The sequence below is a fragment of the Romboutsia sp. 1001713B170207_170306_H8 genome (genome assembly GCF_015550495.1).
Lineage (GTDB): Bacteria > Bacillota > Clostridia > Peptostreptococcales > Peptostreptococcaceae > Romboutsia_E.
Genome location: NZ_JADNAX010000004.1, coordinates 101,584 through 120,431, shown reverse-complemented (window position 1 = coordinate 120,431; position 18,848 = coordinate 101,584). Strand labels below are relative to the sequence as shown.

Sequence of the window (18,848 nt, the reverse complement as noted above, 5' to 3'; positions counted from 1 at the left end):
GAGGTGGGAACATGAATTTTAGTTTTTTAAGTAAATATGGAAGCTTATTTTTAGAAGGAACATCTGTAACAGTAATAATTTCACTAGTGGCATTATTATTTGGATGTATTATAGGTATGTTAATTTGTTTAATGAAATTATCTACATTTAAGGTATTAAAAGCTGTAGCAACAACATATATAGAAATTTTAAGAGGAACACCTCTATTTGTTCAAATATATATAATTTACTTTGGGTTACCACAGGTTGGAATAGATTTTCCAAGTATATTAGGGATATCTAGTGATTTTATAGCAGGTGCATTTGCTTTATCAATAAACTCAGGAGCCTATGTGGCTGAAATATTAAGATCAGGAATACAATCAGTTGAAAAAGGTCAAATGGAAGCAAGTAGATCTTTGGGGTTAGGCTATGCAGCAACAATGAGATATGTAATAGTACCACAAGCTATAAAAAATATATTACCATCTTTAGCTAATGAATTTATAACTCTAGTGAAAGAGTCTGCAATAATATCAGTTATAGGTGTACGTGAGATAATGTTTACTTCATCAATAGTTAAGAATGCCACATATAAACCATTAGAGCCACTTATAGTAGCAGCTATTATATACTTTATATTAACGTTTACATTATCTAAGTTAGTAGGTAAATTTGAGAAAAAGCTAGCTAAAGCTAATGCATAGATTATAAAAAAAGGATAGTGATAATATGATTACAATAAAAAATTTAAAAAAATCATTTGGAGATGTACATGTATTGAAAGGTATAGATTTAAAAGTTGATAAGGGAGAGATAATGGCTATAGTAGGTCCTAGTGGTTCTGGCAAGAGTACATTGCTTAGATGTATGAATTTATTAGAAGAACCAACTGAGGGAGAAATAATATTTGAAGGAACTAATATAGCTGATAAAAAAGTTAATATAGATGAAATAAGACAAAAAATAGGAATGGTATTTCAAAACTTTAATTTGTTTCCTCATAAGACAATATTAGAAAATATCACTTTAGCACCAGTAATATTAAAGAAGATGAACCAGTCAGAGGCTAATAAGAAGGCAGAGTATTTATTAGATAGAGTTGGGCTTTTATATAAAAAAGATGCTTATCCAGCACAATTATCAGGAGGACAAAAACAAAGAATAGCTATAGCTAGAGCTCTAGCTATGGAGCCTGATATGATGTTATTTGATGAGCCAACTTCAGCTCTTGATCCTGAGATGGTAACAGAAGTTTTAGATGTTATAAAAGAATTAGAAGAAGATGGGATGACTATGGCTATAGTTACACATGAAATGGGATTTGCAAAGGAAGTTGCTGATAGAGTTATATTTGTGGATGGTGGCAAGATAATTGAAGATGATTGTCCAGAAAATGTATTTAATAACCCTACACATCAAAGAACACAAGAATTCTTAGCGAAAATATTAGCTTAGTAGTAAGAAGAGATAAAGATATTTTAGCTAAAAACTAATGGATTTTTTTTATATTTTAAGTTGAATTATAAACCGGGGGGATATATTATATGAAATTAAAAAAATTAATTATATTTGGATTAAGTTTAGGAATGACATTATTTATGATTGGATGTAGCTCAAGTAGTGATGAAAATACATCAGAAAGTAATAAATTAGAAGAAATAAAAAATAGAGGTAAGTTAATTGTAGCAACTAGTGCAGATTATCCTCCGTATGAGTTTCATAAAATAATAGATGGAAAAGATACTATAGTTGGATTAGATGCTATGATAGATAAAGATATAGCAGATGGAATAGGTGTAGAATTAGAATTTTTAGATATGGATTTTGATGGGGTACTTGGGGCAGTAAATGCAGATAAAGCGGATTTAGTTTTAGCTGGTATGACTGCTACAGATGAAAGAAAAGAAAGTGTAAATTTCTCAGAACCTTACTATCATGAGAAAAATAAAATAATAGTAAGAAAGGGAGATGAAGATATAGCTAAAACTGAAGATAATGTAAAAAATATGAAAATGGGTGTACAAAAAGGAAGTATTCAAGAAACTTTTATAGCTGAAACTTTAGGATCTATTAATTATAAAAGTTTAGCTAAGATACCTGATCTAATTTTAGAACTTCAAAATGGAAATATAGATGGAATACTTTGTAGTGAGAATGTAACCAATATAAATATAGATAGCTATGAAGGAATATCGGTAGCAAATTCCACAGTAGGAGAAGATATACATAAAGGTGCATCTGTAGCATTTAAGAAAGATGACAGCACAAAAGAACTTGTAGAAGTAGTAAATAAGATATTAAAAGGCCTTAATGAAAGTGGGACTATAGATAAATATATGGAGGGAGCTAGAAATTTAGCTAAAGAAGAGTAGTTTATAAATTTAATTAAACTAAAATTCCTTTATGGCAGTGATAGAAGTATAAAATCAGTGCATAAAGGAATTTTTTTATTAATAAAACAATTATTAAACTCTAGAGAATAAATCTTCTAATAAATTTATACTATCACCATAAAATGTTGTAAATTCTTCATTTTTACTATCAGCTATAGAAGCAACTGGTATAGAAAGTGACACATCGGACATTAGGCTGATACTGCTATTAGGATTTGAAGTTATGCAGATAATATCTCCTCCAAGGTCAGATAACTGTTCAATCTTTCTTATACATGAAAAGTTTTCTCCAGATTTTGATACTACTATTAATGTAGGAGAATGATCTCTTTCATACACTATAGGTATTTCTAAGCCATGTAATAATATAACATTGTATTTCTTTACTAAAAGCTTTCTGTGTATGTATCCAGTTACAAATTCACAAAAGCCCTCTCCATAAAGATAAATATACTTTTTCTTGTTTAAATATTTTTTTGATAGCTCATCAAGATCAGCTAAAGGGATTTTAGAACACCAGTTGAAATAATTTTCCTGTTCATTATTATTAGTTAAACTATCTGATGTCATTCTTTTTATATCAAAAATCAACTCATTATAACCACTGTATCCAAGTTTTTTTGAAAGTCTAATAATGGACGCTGTAGAAGTAAAGTTTGACTTAGCAAGTTGCCTTATACCTTCTTTTTTTACCTTATCTGGATTTGTAAATATGTATTCAAGTATTTTTGTTTCTGAATCTGATAAATTTTGATTCTTAAAGATTCTCCCAACATGAAATGTTTTGATCATATATATCCCCTTTTTTAAATTTTTACATTTAATATATAAATATTATATCATAAAGAATTTATATTTTGAAACATGTTACGCTATTGTACATATGTTACAAAAGTAGTTAGAAGTATATTAATGTAGTAAAAAAGGATATATAATTTAAATATATCAAAGAAAAGGGGGAGAATGATATCAAGAGACTAATTATTAACGCAGATGACTTTGGATATTCTAATGCTGTAAACTTAGGAATAATTAAGAGTCATATAAAAGGTGTTTTAACATCAACAACATTAATGGCAAATATGTCAGGTACAGAACATGCAATTGAACTATCTAAACAGACACCTACATTGGCAGTAGGGGTACATTTAACATTAACATGTGGTAAACCTATTTTAGGTAAAAATGTAAGATCGTTGATAAAAAATGATGGAAGTTTTCATAATTTAAGTGATTTTGAAAATGAAAGTATAGAAATTGATAAAAATGAACTTTATGATGAATGGAAATCTCAGATAGATAAATTATGCTCACTAGGGATTAAATTAAGTCATATTGATTCACATCATCATATACACACATTTAAACAAACATCTGAGGTAGTAAAAACACTTTCTAAAGAATATGATTTACCAGTTAGAAACTGTAATAGAGTAGTAAATGAGGATGATATAAATTTTTTAGATTTGTGCAATTATGAACCAATTAGAGATATGTCTAATAAGTATATGTCAGTTAGAGATAAGTGTTTTAAAATTATAGAGTCAAATATACTTAAAAATATAGAATTTAAAAAAAGTGAGGCGATGTGTCATCCTGCATTTATAGATAGCTGTTTATTGGAAGGTTCATCTTTCAACATTCCTAGAGCAAGAGAAGTAGATATTCTATGTGATCCATATATGAGAGAACTTATAGATAAGTATGATATAAATCTTTGCAATTATAATAATATATAAATTTAAAGGGGGATATTATTTTGGCTAATTCACTTAGATTAGTAAGTAATCAATTATCTAAATTAGGAAAAGCAATGCTAATTCCAGTTGTTGCTATGCCTGTTGCAGGTCTTTTATCTAGACTTGGGCAACCAGACTTATTAAACTTAGATATATTAAAGATAGCGTCAGACGTTATATTTGGAAACTTAGATTTATTGTTTGCAGTTGGATGTATACTAGCATATACAAAAAGTAAAGATAAATCATCTGCAGTTTTAGCAGGAGTACTATCAGTTATGGTATTTAGGCAAGCGCTTACATACTTAAATGAAAGTATTAGCATGGGGGTATTTGGAGGTATAGTATCAGGTATAAGTACAGCTGTTATATATAACTATAGTAAAGACTGGAAAGTTCCTAGTATGTTTTCTTTCTTTGCAGGTGAAAAATTAGCTATAACTTTAGGTCCAATATTTTCACTTGTTTTAGCTGGAGTTTTTAGCTTTATATGGCCTCCAATAGAAGCTGGATTAGATACTTTTGCAATAGGACTAGGATCTATGGGAATCTTTGGAGTATTCTTATTTGGATTTTTAAACAGAGCTTTAATACCAACAGGATTACATCATGTTTTTAATGCTTATATATTTTATGAGTTAGGTAGTTATACAACAGCCAATGGAACAGTAGTAACAGGTGAAATGACAAGATTTTTAGCAGGGGACCCAAGTGCAGGATCATTTTTAGTAATGTTTTACGTAATAATGGTATTTGGAATACCTGGTGTGGCTGCTGCAATGTATAAAACAGCACGCCCAGAAAATAAAGAAGAAGTAAAAGGATTAGCAAACAGTGGAGCCTTAACTTCAATAGTTGCAGGTGTAACAGAGCCGATTGAATTTTCATTCATGTTTACATCTCCACTTCTATACCTTATACATTCAGTATTTACAGGTTTGGCTGGAGCAGTATTATACATATTTAATTCAAGACTTGGTTTTGCATTTGGATTTAATATTATAGATTTAGTTTTAAACTGGAATATGGGTAATAATGTAATTTATATTATACCCGTTGGTGTAGCATTTTTCTTCTTATATTACTTTACATTTAAAACAATCATTCTTAAAAAAGATATAAAAACTCCAGGAAGAAGTGAAGCTATATCTGAAGATATTGATGAAGAATCATTAAAACTATCACACTCAAATTATGGATATATGGCAAAAAAATTATTACAAAATGTTGGTGGAGCAGAAAATATAATAAATGCAGAAAATTGCGTAACAAGAATGCGTTTAGAAATAAAAGATATAAATTTAATAAATGAAAATAATATAAAAAATACAGGAGCAAAAGGTGTAGTAAAGGTAAGTAAAAATAATATACAAATCATAATAGGTACAGAAGTAGTTCATGTTATGAAGGCATTTAATGAACTATTAAGTGAATCAGTAAGTGAGGGAGTGAGATAATATGGGAAATAAAATTGTAATAGTAGGTGGAGGATCTACACATACACCAGGTATAGTGGAGGTACTTAGAAATAGATCAAAAGATTTAAAATTAGAAGAATTAGTACTATATGATACAAATGAAGAAAGAAACAATCTTATTGGAGAATTTACAAAAATTTATTATAGAGATAATAAATCAGATGTTAAAGTTTCTTACACTACAGATATAAGAGAAGCTTTTAAAGATGCTAATTTTTTATATGTTCAAATAAGACCGGGTCTTAATAATCAAAGAGAAATTGATGAAAAGATATGTTTAAAACATAATGTTGTAGGACAAGAAACATGTGGTTTAGGAGGATTCTCTTTTGCATTAAGAGTTATACCTGAAATTTTAAAAATAGTAGAAGTAGCTCAAGAAGTTTGTCCTGATGCTTGGATATTAAATTATACGAATCCAGAAGCAATAATTTCAGAAGCAATATATAAGAAATTCCCTAAGGCTAAGTGCTTATGCATATGTGATATGCCAATAAGCATAGAAGAAACATTAGCAGATTATTTGAATATTCCTTATAAGGATTTAACTTTTAAATACTTTGGTTTAAATCATTTTGGATGGTGGACTAATATTTATGATAAGAACGGAAATGATTTATTACCAGGAATAAGAGAAAAAGTACAATCAGGAGAACTAAAGGGATTAATTCAAACAAACGAAGAAATTATAGGAGATGACTATTGGACTAAGACATTTCAAAATGTAATTAAAGCATTTAAAATGTATCCTCAGTATTTCCCTAATTGTTATTTACAATATTATTATTTTGCAGATGAAATGGTTGAATCAGATAATATCGAATTTACGAGAGGGTCTTATGTATTAAGCACTAGAGAAATTACAGTATTTGAAGAGTGTAAAAAAGTTATAGAATTAGGTACAGCTAAAGATTCAAAATTATTAGGTGGAGTTCATGGAAATTATATAGTAGATATAACTAATGCTATAATACATGATACAAAAGAAAGATTTATAGTAAATATAAAAAATAATGGGGCAATTAATAACTTTAATAGTGATGCAGTAGTAGAAGTACCTTGCTACGTTGGAGCAACAGGAGCAGAACCTGTGACTGTTGGAAATATACCGACATTCCATAAGAGTATGATGGAAATGCAAAAAGGATATGAAAAGTTAACTGTTGAAACAGCACTTACTGGATCTTATGATACTGCTATGGAAGCTATTTTACTTAATAAGACAATACCTTCTTACAGAGTAGGAAAAGCTGTTTTAGATGATTTAATGAAAGCTAACAAAGATTATTGGCCTACACTTAAATAAATAAATTATTAATACATATAAACACTCAGATTCTTGTGAATAGGGGTGTTTATATGTATATATTATAAATATTTAGCATGATTAATAATTGAGGGAAGATTACTATTAAAAAGGAGACTATATTATGTTAAAAATTTTAAAACGAAGTTTAGTAAGCTTAATGACATTATTGACGATTGTATCAACTTTATTTACTTCATTAGTCTATGCAGAAGATCAACCACCTAATCCGACAACAAAAGATGGATATACACTAGATTTTTCAGATGAATTTGATGGTCCAGAGTTGGATAAGACAAAGTGGACAGATTACTATTTACCTAACTGGGCAGAAAATCCAGAAAATGCAAAAGCAAATTATAGATTTGAAGATGGTTCCTTAATAGAGTATATAACAGAAGATCAAAAACCATGGAGTCCTGAACATGATGGAAAAGTTCGTTCATCAGCTATAATGTCATTCGATAAAAATTGGATTCATAATTTTAGTGGTACAACTGAAAATCAAGATAGAGATCCTTGGATAGGATATGCTACTACTTATGGATACTTTGAAATTCGTGCAAAGTTTGCTGACTGTGGAGGTGGGGGTCATCAAGCTTGGTGGATGGTAGGAATGCAAAATGATACTGATGATTGGTTTAATTCAAAAGAAACTGGGGAAATAGATATTATAGAATCATTTTTTAGCAAACCGGATACTTGGAGGATTGCAGCATATGGATGGAATGATCCAAACTTTCAAACAAGTTGGATGATTTCTGAAGAATCTGTACCATCAGGAGATCCAACATCAGAATATCATATATATGCATTAGATTGGTCACCAGGAAGCTTAAAATTCTACTATGATAATGAACTATATAAAGTAATAGATCAATCTCCTAATTATCCTATGGGAACAATATTAAACATATATACAGATGCAGGTTCAGGAGAACATAATGATGTTTGGCCAAAACAATGGGCAATAGATTACTTCCGTGTTTGGAAAAAAGACGGAGGATATGAAGAACCTCTATATCATATAAAAAATAGAGAAACAGGAAAATATTTATACATAGAAGAAGATAAAAATGAAGTTTTATATGGAGATATTAATGAATTTGATACAAATGGGGTATGGAAAAAAGAAGCTGCGGGTGAATATGTTCGCTTAAAAAATGAAAAAACTGAAGAATATTTACATATAGAAAATCAGACAAGTTTTTTAGAACATGGTAAAGTACTTCCGACATATTATAGTGCTCAATGGAAAATGGAAAAAGAAGGTAATTACTTAAGGTTTAATAATAGATGGAAAAATAACATGTATATTCATACTGAGGATGAAAACGGTTTAGTTCAGTATGGGAATGTACCGAACAGTTATTGGAGCAGTCAATGGGAGCTAATCCCTGCAAATTTAGATATTAAATAGATATATTTATTGCAAAAGGATCTAGAACTTTCTAGGTTCTTTTGCAAAAGAGAAAGGGAATATGCTATGAAGATTTTAAATATATTGATATTTTGTATTATTATTTCAACTTTTGCAGGTTGCTCGGAGAATGGGAATATTACTAATGCAGATAGTAGTAGTTTACATAATATAAATTTAAATGAAGAAGAAAAAAAACAATTAGAAAGAGAAAGTCAAATACTATGGACTGTACTAGATAAAGATGGAAATGACAAAGAGATGCTACAAAGTAATAATGAGGATGTAAATAAGATAATAGATATTATAGAAAAACATTGCTTAACTGTAGATAATAGAGACTTTAAGGATTTAGATGTAGAAGACGAATATGATTTATATAGTTATAATTTTATTAAGAAATTAGAAAATGAAAATTATAAAGAATTAGTAAATAATATGTATAAAGATAATAAATTAGTATTGAATCATAAAAATTTAATATGGTATCGTAATTATTTTAATGAAGACATGACTACTTGTAAAGTAACTATTGAACCAGAATTTGTAATTGATAAGGCTAATAAAGATTATCTTGATAAAAATAAAATGAATTTAGACGAAGTTTATCAAGAGAAAAGAGTATATTATGTAGAAAAGTTAGAAAATGAATGGAAAATTGTTAATATAGAAAAAGGTGCTTTGACGAAAAGAAATCAGGCAGGATAAAGCAAAGTCCACTTTTACATAAATAGAAAATATTATGTGAAAGTGGACTTTAAATTTTATTATATTAAAAAATAATTTATTAATTTTAATAGTATATACCTTTTTCAAAGTAATCTTTTATTTCTTCTAAATTATTTGTTTTTCCTAAAGCTAAAATTAATTTTAGTCTTGCTTTGTGACCTGGTAAATCACCACCAAATATACAACCTAGGTTTCTTAAGTCTCTACCTGAACCAAGGTATCCGTAACTATCAAATACTCTACCAGAATTACATCTTGACACTATAACAACTGGAATATTGTTTTCTCTAGCATATTTGACACCCTCATACATTTTTGGAGGTATGTTTCCTCTACCCATAGCTTCGATGACTATACCTTTATATCCATTATCTACAGCTAATTTTAAAAATGTTTCATCCATTCCAACTGCAGACTTGAATAAAGCAACTTTATTTTCTACCTTATCAGTGTCAATTATAGTTCTATTTGTTATTTTCTTATATAAAAGAAATTCATTACAGTCTATAACTCCTAGTGGTCCGCCAGTTACTGATTGGAAGGTATTTAAAGCTAGAGTATCAGTCTTAGTAGCTTCAGAAGCAGCTATAACCTCATTGTTTAAAACAATAAGAACTCCTTTTTTACGGGCACTATCTGATATAGCAGTACAAACTGCACCAGATAAGTTACTTGGACCATCATATCCAAGTTCAGAGCTACTTCTCATAGCCCCTGTAACTATTACAGGCTTTTCATTATCTATAGTTAAATCTAAGAAATAAGCAGTTTCTTCTAAACTATCAGTACCATGAGTTATTACTACACCACAAATATCTTCTCTTTCTAAAAGATTATTTACGTAGTGTTTTAATTCCATCATTCTTTCTGGTGTCATATGAGGTCCTGGTATTTCATCAAAATTTAAAACTTCAACATTAGCAACTTTATCAATATTTGTTACCATAGACATTATTTGTTCACCAGATAAAGTAGGTATTGCTGCACCGACTTTTTCGTCAACTGTCATAGATATAGTACCTCCAGTGAAGACTATAGCTACTTTCTTCTTATTAGTCATAATATCCCACCTCTTAATTAAAAATTTATTTTATACTAAATATAAATTATATCAAAAAGAATAAAACTAATCTATGTTATGGAATGATAAATAAAATCCTTTAATGTAAAAAAATGCAAAAAAAAAGAGCTGGGGAAGCTCTTCTTTTTTGTTTAAGATGATTTCCGTTATCATCTTAAACTAATGGATATAAAGTATATCCGTTCAAAAGGGGTATTGGGAATAGAGATTTTAATTAAGGTTATCAGGGGGATAACCATGTATTAATAATAACAATATTCGACAAGAAAATCAATAGTTTTTACAAAAAAATTGTCATAAATATGTTAAATCTATGTTAAATTTGAAAAAATCAAAGTAAGCTTATATTTATTAAAAAAATATAAAAAAATAACCTACTTCTTTTCCGATCTGAAGTAGGTGTCAAATGAATATAAAAGTATTCATTTAAAAGGGGTATTGGGAATAGAGATTTTACTAAGGTTATCAGGGGGATAACCATGTATTAATAATAACAATCTTCGACAATAAAATCAATAGTTTTACAAAAAAACTTTAAAAACTTTTCGACAAATTGAAAGCTAAGAAAAATATTAAAAAACTAGGCTTTTAATGGTATAATAAGAAGATATGAATAAATCCAATAAAAATAGATATTAGCTTAAAAACATTGGAATACTAACAATGAGAAAATTTTATTTAACCTGATAATTAATTTATGAAATTGTCAAAACTAAATAAAAGGCTAAAGGTAATATATTAATGAAAGAAAGTTGGTGTATTATATGGAAATATATTTAGATAACAGTGCTACAACTAAACCATATAAAGAAGTTGTAGATAAAATGGTTTATGCCCTTACTACTGATTATGCAAATCCGTCTTCATTACATAGAAAAGGTATAGAAGTAGAGAAAAATATAAAAGCAATAAGACAAGATATCGCTAGAACTATAGGTGCAAAGGATAAGGAAATATACTTTACATCAGGTGGTACAGAATCTAATAACGCTATAATAAGAGGAGTTGCTAATTTATATAAAAAGAGAAAGAACCATATAATATCAACAGAAATTGAACATCCATCTGTTTTAAATACTTTAAAAGATTTAGAAGAAGATGGGTTTGAAGTTACATATTTAAAGGTTGATAAAGAAGGAAAAATAAATATAGATGATTTAAAAAATGCTATAAAGTCAAGTACAATATTAATAACTATAATGCATGTAAATAATGAAATAGGAAGTATACAGCCAATAGAAGCTATAGGGAAGTACTTAAAATCATTAAGTGATAAAATTTATTTACATGTTGATGCAGTTCAATCTTATTCTAAGATAAACTTTAAGCCATCTAGATATAATATAGATTTTATGAGCGTTAGTGGTCATAAATTACATGGTCCTAAAGGAATAGGATTTATGTATATTAAAGAAAGTAATAGACTAAAACCAATACTTACAGGTGGAGGACAAGAAATAGGAATAAGATCAGGTACAGAGAATGTTCCTGGTATATATGGAATAGGTGAAGCTGTAAGAATTTTAAATAAGGACCTAAATCAAACAATAGATAAAATTAAAGAACTTAAAAATTTATTAAAAGAAGAAATTATAAAAAATATAGATGACATAAAAGTAAACTCTCCTGAAGATGGAGTTTGTCATATATTAAATATATCCTTTAAAGATGTAAGAGGAGAAGTTTTACTTCATTATTTAGAGCAAAAAGGTGTTTATGTATCAACAGGTTCAGCATGTTCATCTAAGAAAAAAGGAAGTCATGTATTAAATGCAATAGGACTTACTGCAAATGAAATAGAAGGTGCAATAAGATTTAGTTTATCAGACTTAAATACAAAAGATGAAATATTAGAAGTTGTAAATATATTAAAAGAATCGGTAAGTGATTTAAGAATGATTATAAGAAGACGATAATTATTAATAAATTTGAATTATTAATTATAAATAAAGAAAACCTATAATAATAGGTGAAGACATAAAAATTTATCTAAGAGGTGACAAATTTGTATAATATACTAATAGTTAAGTACGGAGAAATAGGTGTAAAAGGAAAAAATAGATACCTATTCGAAAATAAGCTTGTTAAAAATGTAAAGAATATGCTTAAGCCACTAGGGAAATTTGATGTATATAAGGAATACGGAAGAATATACGTTAATTTAGAAGATTATGATTATGAAGAAGTAGCAGAAGAAGTAAGAAAAGTTTTTGGAATTGTTGGAGTTTGTCCTGCTATAAGAGCTGAAAAAGATTACGATAAATTAAAAGAATTAGCACTTCAAGTTCTAGAAGAAAAGATAGAATCAGGAGCAAAGACTTTTAAAGTAGAATCAAAAAGAGGAGATAAAGATTTTAAATTTACTTCTCAAGAAATGAGTATAGATATAGCAGGATACTTAGTATCAAAAGTTCATGATAGAATAGGTGTAGATATAAGAAATCCAGAGACTAAGATAATATGTGAATATAGACAAAATCATGTAATGGTATATAGTGATACAGTGCCAGGATATGGTGGATTACCATTAGGTACTAATGGTAGAGCAATGTCACTTTTATCAGGTGGTATAGATTCTCCAGTTGCATCTTGGATGGTTGCAAAGAGAGGTATGGAAATAGAAGCAATACACTTCCATACATATCCGTTTACTAGTGAAAAATCACAAGAGAAGGTAAGAGATTTAGCAAGAATATTATCTAAATACTGTGGAAGGCTTAGACTTCACAAAGTAAATATACTAGAAATACAAAAAGCTATTGGTATGAATTGTAATGATGAAGAAATGACAATCATATCAAGAAGATTTATGATGCAAATAGCACAAAGAGTAGCAGAGAGTAGAAGATGTGATGCTTTAGTTACAGGTGAAAGTATAGGACAAGTTGCTTCTCAAACAATACAAGGTTTAACTTGTACTAATGCTTCAGTAACTATGCCAGTATTTAGACCATTAATAGCAATGGACAAAACTGAAATAATAGATATAGCTCAAAAAATAGGTACATTTGAAACATCTATATTACCAGAAGAAGATTGTTGTAGTGTATTTGCTCCTAAAAAGCCAGTTACTAAGCCTAGACTTGAAAGAATAGAGAAGTCAGAGTCGAAATTAGATGTAGAAAAATTAATACAAGATGCTATAGATAATATAGAAGTAGAAGATATAGAATTTTAATAAAAAAGGGTTTTTAGCTTTATAGCTAAAGGCTCTTTTTGCCATTTAAGGATATTGATATTTTGTAACGAAAGCAATTTAAAATACATATAATACTAATGTAAAAAAATTAAAGGGGATGTCTTATATGACAAGAAAGGAATTAAAATTTAGAGCAAAACAACAATTAAAAGGTAATTGGTGGACTGCAATAGGAGTAATATTAATCATTGCTATTATTGAAGGTTTATTAGGATTCTTAGGTACTAAATATGAGGAAAGTGTATGGTATCCAACAATAATCGGAATAGTAACATTTTTAATTGTAACACCATTAGTTTTAGGTAAAACTATATTCTTTTTAAAATTATCTAAATCTGAAGAGGGAAGATGTTCAGATGTATTTTTAGGATATAAGAATTATTTGAAGGTAATTGGAGTATCAATTTTAAGTGAAATAATTATATGTATAGGATTTATTGTATTTATAATACCAGGAATTATTTTATCTCTTATGTATTCACAAGTTTATTATATATTAGCTGAAAACCCTGATATAGGCATAGTAGAATGTCTAAAGAAAAGTAGAGTGATGATGCAAGGTCAAAAATGGAATTACTTTGTATTGATGTTAAGCTTTATATTATGGGGAATATTAACAGCTATTACAGCTGGAATAGCTGGTTTATATGTAATACCATATTACGAAGCTACATTTACTAATTTCTATTTAGATATAAATGATAAAAAGGAATTAGCATAATATATAAAAATAAAAGATCAGCTTATGCTGATCTTTTATTAAATATTTCTACATCGTATTTAGACATTATATCTATTGCTCTATCTATATCTTCTTGAGTTCCGTCCTCAATTTCTTTTAATTCATAATCTAAGCCCATGTTCTCCCATTTATGAACACCCATAGTATGATATGGAAGTATTTCAAATCTATCTACGTTATTTAAAGTGCTTACAAATTGAGCTAACTTTTCTAAGTTTTCAACATCATCAGTTACACCAGGTACTAATACGTGTCTTATCCAAACTGGTATATTCATATCGCTTAAATGTTTAGCTAATTTTAATGTTTTTTCAATTCCAACACCAGTTAAAGCTTTAGACTTTTCTTCAACCATATGCTTTATATCTAGAAGTACTAAGTCTGTATTTTCAAGAACTGGAGCTATAGTATCTATATTTACAAAACCTGAAGTGTCTAAGCATGTATGGATTTTGTTCTTTTTAGCTTTAGCAAATAATTCTGCTAAGAACTCTGGTTGTAATGTAGCTTCTCCGCCAGATACAGTTATACCTCCACCAGATGCTCTCATATATGAAGAATATTTAAGTGCTTGTGATATTATTTGATCTGTTGTATATTCAGTTCCGCTTTTAGTATCCCATGTATCTCTATTATGGCAGTATTTACATCTTAATGGGCATCCTTGCATAAATACTATAAATCTTATTCCTGGACCATCTACTGTACCAAATGTTTCTATTGAATGAACTCTTCCTTTTATCATCTTATTCACCTCATAAGTATATATTTAATCTTAATATTTTTATAATTTGTTAGGTTATAGCTTTATTTATTATTGAATACATATAAATTTAATAGTTGGTTACAATATATTGTATACAAAGTAACTATAAATAAATTATATGATATTTATTAAACAAAGTCTATAAATTATCTTAAATTTATTGTATTGTATTATATTACATTAATACCCATAAAAAGGTACCTAAAACTATTTTTATTATATTTTATAAGAATTTACAGAATATTATAAATTGGAATATAAGTAATAGAGTATATATATATAAAAAGAGTACAGGTGGATGAATCCTGTACTCTTTTAAGACGTAAGTTTTAAATATTATTGGATGATTGTAATATTTAAATTTTAGTTTTTTATTTAAAAATTAGTATAGTTTATTTAAATTAGTATAGTTATTTGATGTTATAAATTAAGCCATTTTTCCGTGGAATGTTCTGTTTATAACGTCTAATTGTTGTTCTCTAGTTAATTTTATGAAGTTAACAGCGTATCCTGAAACTCTTATTGTTAATTGTGGATACTCTTCTGGATGTTCCATAGCATCTTCTAAAGTAGCTCTATCAAATACGTTAACGTTTAAGTGATGAGCTCCATCTGCAAAGTATCCGTCCATCATTGCTGATAGGTTAGTTATTCTTTCATTCATATCTTTTCCTAAAGCACCTGGTACTATAGAGAAAGTATTAGATATACCGTCTTGAGAATGCTCGTATGGTAATTTAGCAACTGATGCTAATGAAGCTAAAGCTCCGTTAGTATCTCTTCCGTGCATTGGGTTAGCTCCTGGAGCAAATGGTTCACCAGCTCTTCTTCCGTCAGGAGTGTTACCAGTCTTCTTACCGTAAACAACGTTTGAAGTTATAGTAAGAACAGATTGAGTATGAACAGAATCTCTGTAAGTTTTGTTCTTTCTTATTTTGTTCATCATAGATTCAACTAAGTATACAGCTATTTCATCAGCTCTATCATCGTTGTTTCCGTATTTTGGATAGTCTCCTTCTATTTCGAAGTCAACAGCTATTCCTTGCTCGTTTCTTATAGTTTTAACTTTAGCATATTTTATAGCTGATAATGAGTCAGCACAAACTGAAAGTCCTGCTATACCACAAGCCATAGTTCTGAATACATCTCTATCATGTAAAGCCATTTCTAATGCTTCATAAGAGTACTTATCATGCATGTAGTGGATTACGTTTAATGTATTTACATAAAGGTTAGCTAACCAATCAGTGAATGGTTCGAATCTAGTCATAACTTCATCATAGTCTAAGTATTCAGAAGTTATTGGTTCAAATCTTGGTCCAACTTGAACTAATGATTTTTCATCAACTCCACCGTTTATTGCGTATAATAATGTCTTAGCTAAGTTAACTCTAGCTCCGAAGAACTGCATTTGCTTACCTATTCTCATTGCAGATACACAACAAGCTATACCGTAGTCATCTCCCCAGTATGGTCTCATTAAATCATCGTTTTCGTATTGAACTGAACTTGTATCTATAGATACTTTAGAACAGAAGTCTTTAAATCCTTGAGGGAATTTAGTTGACCATAATACTGTTAAGTTTGGTTCTGGAGATGGTCCAAGAGTGTAAAGAGTATTTAAAACTCTGAATGAGTTCTTAGTTACTAATGGTCTACCATCAACACCTATACCACCGATTGATTCAGTTACCCAAGTTGGATCTCCTGAGAATAAATCGTTGTAATCTGGAGTTCTTAAGAACTTAACCATTCTTAATTTCATTACGAAGTGGTCCATTAATTCTTGAACTTCTTCTTCAGTTATAGTTCCGTTAGCTAAATCTCTTTCGAAGTATATATCTAAGAAAGTAGAAGTTCTACCTATAGACATAGCAGCTCCGTTTTGATCTTTTATAGCAGCTAAGTAAGCGAAGTATAACCATTGAACAGCTTCTTTAGAGTTAGTAGCAGGTCCAGATATATCAAATCCGTAAGAATTTGCCATTCTCTTTAAAGCTTCTAAAGCTCTTATTTGTTCAGATATTTCTTCTCTTAATCTTATAGTATGCTCATCCATGCAAGAAACTTCTAAAGAATCTTTTTGAGCCATTTTATCTTCTATTAATCTATCAACACCGTAAAGTGCAACTCTTCTGTAGTCTCCTATGATTCTACCTCTTCCGTAAGCATCTGGAAGTCCTGTTATTATACCAGATCTTCTTGCAGCTCTCATTTCAGAAGTGTAAGCATCGAATACACCTTGGTTGTGAGTTTTTCTGTATTTAGTGAATATTTCGCTTATTTCTGGATCGCATTCGAATCCGTAAGCCTTACAAGAAGTTTCAACCATTCTTATACCACCATAAGGCATAACAGCTCTTTTTAAAGGTGCGTCAGTTTGGAATCCAACAACTGTTTCTAATTCTTTATCTAAGTATCCTGGAGCGTAAGCATCTATTCCAGAAACTGTTTTAGTATCAACATCTAGAGTTCCGCCATTGTCTCTTTCTTGTTTGAAAAGAACCATAGCTTTTTCCCATAATTTTTTAGTGTTTTCTGTAGCTCCAGCTAAGAAAGAATCATCTCCCTCATATGGAGTGTAGTTATCTTGGATGAACCCTCTAACATCTATTTCTTTAGTCCATCTACCAGTTTTAAAGCCTTCCCATGCATTCATTGTCATAGTGAAATCCTCCTTGTTTAAGATCAGGTATAATTTTGAACTTAAAATAAGTTTTATTATATAAATTTTATCTAGCTAGATTTATTTTTAACAATTAGATAATACCATATATTTAGTATTTTGTATACAAAATTTATAAGTAATTTTGTATTTATATTTAATTAAAAAGTATAAGGTCTATACCTGTATTTTTTATTATTAATTTCTATGTTATATAGATACCCCTATTTTTTGGTATTAAACAAAAAATATTATAATATTTAGAAAATATAAAAAAATTTTTTGAAAATACATTAACTATATAAATATTAATTTGGCATATATTGGACAAAACTGAATAACTATTAAATATGAGGGGAGGGGATTTTGTGTTAATAACAATAGTTCTATTTTTAATAGGATTTGTATTAATAACTAAAGGTGCAGATATTTTTATAAATTGTACAGTAGAAATAGGGAAGAAAACTCATATATCAGAACTTGTATTAGGAGCTACTATAGTTAGTTTTGCGACAACACTTCCAGAGCTTACAGTATCATTATGTGCTTCTATAAATAATCAAACTACTATGAGTCTAGGAAATGCAGTTGGATCTATAATATGTAACACAGGTTTAATATTAGGACTAGTTGCGCTTATAAGTCCATTTAAAGTTGAAAGAAAAATGTTTATATCAAAATCTACATTATTATTAATTTCAATTTTAGCATTAATTATATCTGGTCTAGATGGAGGTATAAGTGGAATAGATTCTATAGTACTTTTAGCAATCTTAGCTATATTTATGTATAACAACTATAAGAGTGTTGTATCTAGACCGGTAAGAAGTGATAATATCAGTAGTTCATCAGCTAACGCAAATGGATTTAAAAAAGGAGAATTAGCCAAAACAATAATATTGTTCTTACTAGGATTAGCTATGATGGTAATAGGATCAAGATTATTAGTAGATAATGGATCAGATATAGCTAAGATGATAGGCATACCAGAAGGGATTATAAGTTTAACTATAATAGCTCTTGGAACATCTTTACCAGAATTGGTATCATCACTAACAGCAATAAAAAAGAAACATCATGCTATTTCTGTTGGTAATGTACTTGGAGCTAATATACTTAATATAACATCAGTTATATCTTTATCATCAGTGGTAAATGATATACCTATATTATCTCAAAACTCATCAATAGATTATCCTTTTATGATAGCTTTAGTTTTAATGCTTATACTTCCTACAATTAAAAATAACAAAATATATAGGTTACAAGGATTGATGTTATTACTAATTTATGGATCATATATAGTTACTTTATACTTCATGTACATGGCATAATTTAAATTAATAAA

The 18,848-nt window shown here is 28.8% G+C and carries 16 protein-coding genes; 12 read left to right on the top strand and 4 right to left on the bottom strand.

The window, feature by feature from the left end; all coding sequences use genetic code 11:
- Positions 1 to 11: 11 nt before the first annotated feature.
- From I2A66_RS10030 to I2A66_RS10020, 3 genes are all read left to right on the top strand, one after another.
- Positions 12 to 686: an amino acid ABC transporter permease gene (locus I2A66_RS10030; RefSeq protein WP_195251555.1), complete on the top strand. Its 675-nt coding sequence runs from the start codon at positions 12 to 14 to the stop codon at positions 684 to 686.
- Between the two features lie 25 nt (positions 687 to 711).
- A complete protein-coding gene (locus I2A66_RS10025) occupies positions 712 to 1,437 on the top strand; it encodes an amino acid ABC transporter ATP-binding protein (RefSeq protein ID WP_195251554.1) in 726 nt (241 codons plus the stop codon).
- A gap of 89 nt (positions 1,438 to 1,526) precedes the next feature.
- Entirely contained in the window at positions 1,527 to 2,354 is an 828-nt protein-coding gene (locus I2A66_RS10020; protein WP_195251553.1) for a transporter substrate-binding domain-containing protein, read from the top strand.
- Between the two features lie 93 nt (positions 2,355 to 2,447).
- On the opposite strand, the gene I2A66_RS10015 is transcribed toward I2A66_RS10020, so the two are convergent.
- Entirely contained in the window at positions 2,448 to 3,167 is a 720-nt protein-coding gene (locus I2A66_RS10015) for a MurR/RpiR family transcriptional regulator (RefSeq protein WP_122639261.1), read from the bottom strand.
- 152 nt (positions 3,168 to 3,319) lie between these two features.
- On the opposite strand from I2A66_RS10015, the gene chbG reads away from it, so the two are divergent.
- The 5 genes from chbG (at position 3,320) to I2A66_RS09990 (ending at position 9,026) form a co-directional block, all read left to right on the top strand.
- The gene (chbG, locus tag I2A66_RS10010; RefSeq protein WP_330566183.1) at positions 3,320 to 4,114 is read left to right on the top strand and encodes a chitin disaccharide deacetylase; all 795 of its coding nucleotides are present in this window, start codon (positions 3,320 to 3,322) and stop codon (positions 4,112 to 4,114) included.
- A 20-nt stretch (positions 4,115 to 4,134) separates the two neighbouring features.
- Positions 4,135 to 5,571: a PTS transporter subunit EIIC gene (locus I2A66_RS10005; RefSeq protein WP_147516400.1), complete on the top strand. Its 1,437-nt coding sequence runs from the start codon at positions 4,135 to 4,137 to the stop codon at positions 5,569 to 5,571.
- A gap of 1 nt (position 5,572) precedes the next feature.
- Complete coding sequence (locus tag I2A66_RS10000; protein ID WP_147516401.1) at positions 5,573 to 6,898, top strand: family 4 glycosyl hydrolase; 1,326 nt, start codon at positions 5,573 to 5,575, stop codon at positions 6,896 to 6,898.
- Positions 6,899 to 7,022: 124 nt separating this feature from the next.
- Entirely contained in the window at positions 7,023 to 8,318 is a 1,296-nt protein-coding gene (locus tag I2A66_RS09995; protein WP_243113330.1) for a glycoside hydrolase family 16 protein, read from the top strand.
- A gap of 66 nt (positions 8,319 to 8,384) precedes the next feature.
- Positions 8,385 to 9,026: a hypothetical protein gene (locus tag I2A66_RS09990; protein ID WP_195251552.1), complete on the top strand. Its 642-nt coding sequence runs from the start codon at positions 8,385 to 8,387 to the stop codon at positions 9,024 to 9,026.
- Positions 9,027 to 9,111: 85 nt separating this feature from the next.
- Here the strand turns inward: I2A66_RS09990 and I2A66_RS09985 are convergent, their stop codons facing one another.
- Complete coding sequence (locus I2A66_RS09985) at positions 9,112 to 10,107, bottom strand: asparaginase (RefSeq protein WP_122639256.1); 996 nt, start codon at positions 10,105 to 10,107, stop codon at positions 9,112 to 9,114.
- 785 nt (positions 10,108 to 10,892) lie between these two features.
- Between I2A66_RS09985 and I2A66_RS09980 the strand changes: the two genes are divergently transcribed.
- The 3 genes from I2A66_RS09980 (at position 10,893) to I2A66_RS09970 (ending at position 14,048) form a co-directional block, all read left to right on the top strand.
- Positions 10,893 to 12,044 (top strand): cysteine desulfurase family protein, encoded by a 1,152-nt coding sequence (locus tag I2A66_RS09980; protein ID WP_147516402.1) that lies wholly within the window; start codon positions 10,893 to 10,895, stop codon positions 12,042 to 12,044.
- An 89-nt stretch (positions 12,045 to 12,133) separates the two neighbouring features.
- Complete coding sequence (gene thiI / locus I2A66_RS09975; RefSeq protein WP_122639254.1) at positions 12,134 to 13,306, top strand: tRNA uracil 4-sulfurtransferase ThiI; 1,173 nt, start codon at positions 12,134 to 12,136, stop codon at positions 13,304 to 13,306.
- A gap of 127 nt (positions 13,307 to 13,433) precedes the next feature.
- On the top strand, positions 13,434 to 14,048 hold the full coding sequence (locus tag I2A66_RS09970; RefSeq protein ID WP_164488997.1) for a DUF975 family protein: 615 nt from the start codon (positions 13,434 to 13,436) through the stop codon (positions 14,046 to 14,048).
- A gap of 22 nt (positions 14,049 to 14,070) precedes the next feature.
- Here I2A66_RS09970 and pflA read toward each other — a convergent pair whose 3' ends face one another.
- The gene (pflA, locus tag I2A66_RS09965) at positions 14,071 to 14,814 is read right to left on the bottom strand and encodes a pyruvate formate-lyase-activating protein (protein WP_122639252.1); all 744 of its coding nucleotides are present in this window, start codon (positions 14,812 to 14,814) and stop codon (positions 14,071 to 14,073) included.
- Positions 14,815 to 15,262: 448 nt separating this feature from the next.
- Positions 15,263 to 17,494, bottom strand: coding sequence for a formate C-acetyltransferase (gene pflB, locus I2A66_RS09960; RefSeq protein ID WP_195251594.1), 2,232 nt, complete (start codon positions 17,492 to 17,494; stop codon positions 15,263 to 15,265).
- A gap of 374 nt (positions 17,495 to 17,868) precedes the next feature.
- Here pflB and I2A66_RS09955 point away from each other — a divergent pair, with 374 nt between their 5' ends.
- The gene (locus I2A66_RS09955; RefSeq protein WP_122639251.1) at positions 17,869 to 18,834 is read left to right on the top strand and encodes a calcium/sodium antiporter; all 966 of its coding nucleotides are present in this window, start codon (positions 17,869 to 17,871) and stop codon (positions 18,832 to 18,834) included.
- The last annotated feature ends 14 nt before the right edge of the window (positions 18,835 to 18,848 follow it).

Excerpts from the sequence above, each read along its gene's own strand:
- I2A66_RS10030 (WP_195251555.1), top strand. The coding sequence starts at position 12 with ATGAATTTTAGTTTTTTAAGTAAATATGGAAGCTTATTTTTAGAAGGA.
- I2A66_RS10025 (WP_195251554.1), top strand. The coding sequence starts at position 712 with ATGATTACAATAAAAAATTTAAAAAAATCATTTGGAGATGTACATGTA.
- I2A66_RS10020 (WP_195251553.1), top strand. The coding sequence starts at position 1,527 with ATGAAATTAAAAAAATTAATTATATTTGGATTAAGTTTAGGAATGACA.
- I2A66_RS10015 (WP_122639261.1), bottom strand. The coding sequence starts at position 3,167 with ATGATCAAAACATTTCATGTTGGGAGAATCTTTAAGAATCAAAATTTA.
- I2A66_RS10000 (WP_147516401.1), top strand. The coding sequence starts at position 5,573 with ATGGGAAATAAAATTGTAATAGTAGGTGGAGGATCTACACATACACCA.
- I2A66_RS09995 (WP_243113330.1), top strand. The coding sequence starts at position 7,023 with ATGTTAAAAATTTTAAAACGAAGTTTAGTAAGCTTAATGACATTATTG.
- I2A66_RS09990 (WP_195251552.1), top strand. The coding sequence starts at position 8,385 with ATGAAGATTTTAAATATATTGATATTTTGTATTATTATTTCAACTTTT.
- I2A66_RS09985 (WP_122639256.1), bottom strand. The coding sequence starts at position 10,107 with ATGACTAATAAGAAGAAAGTAGCTATAGTCTTCACTGGAGGTACTATA.
- I2A66_RS09980 (WP_147516402.1), top strand. The coding sequence starts at position 10,893 with ATGGAAATATATTTAGATAACAGTGCTACAACTAAACCATATAAAGAA.
- I2A66_RS09970 (WP_164488997.1), top strand. The coding sequence starts at position 13,434 with ATGACAAGAAAGGAATTAAAATTTAGAGCAAAACAACAATTAAAAGGT.
- pflA (WP_122639252.1), bottom strand. The coding sequence starts at position 14,814 with ATGATAAAAGGAAGAGTTCATTCAATAGAAACATTTGGTACAGTAGAT.
- pflB (WP_195251594.1), bottom strand. The coding sequence starts at position 17,494 with ATGAATGCATGGGAAGGCTTTAAAACTGGTAGATGGACTAAAGAAATA.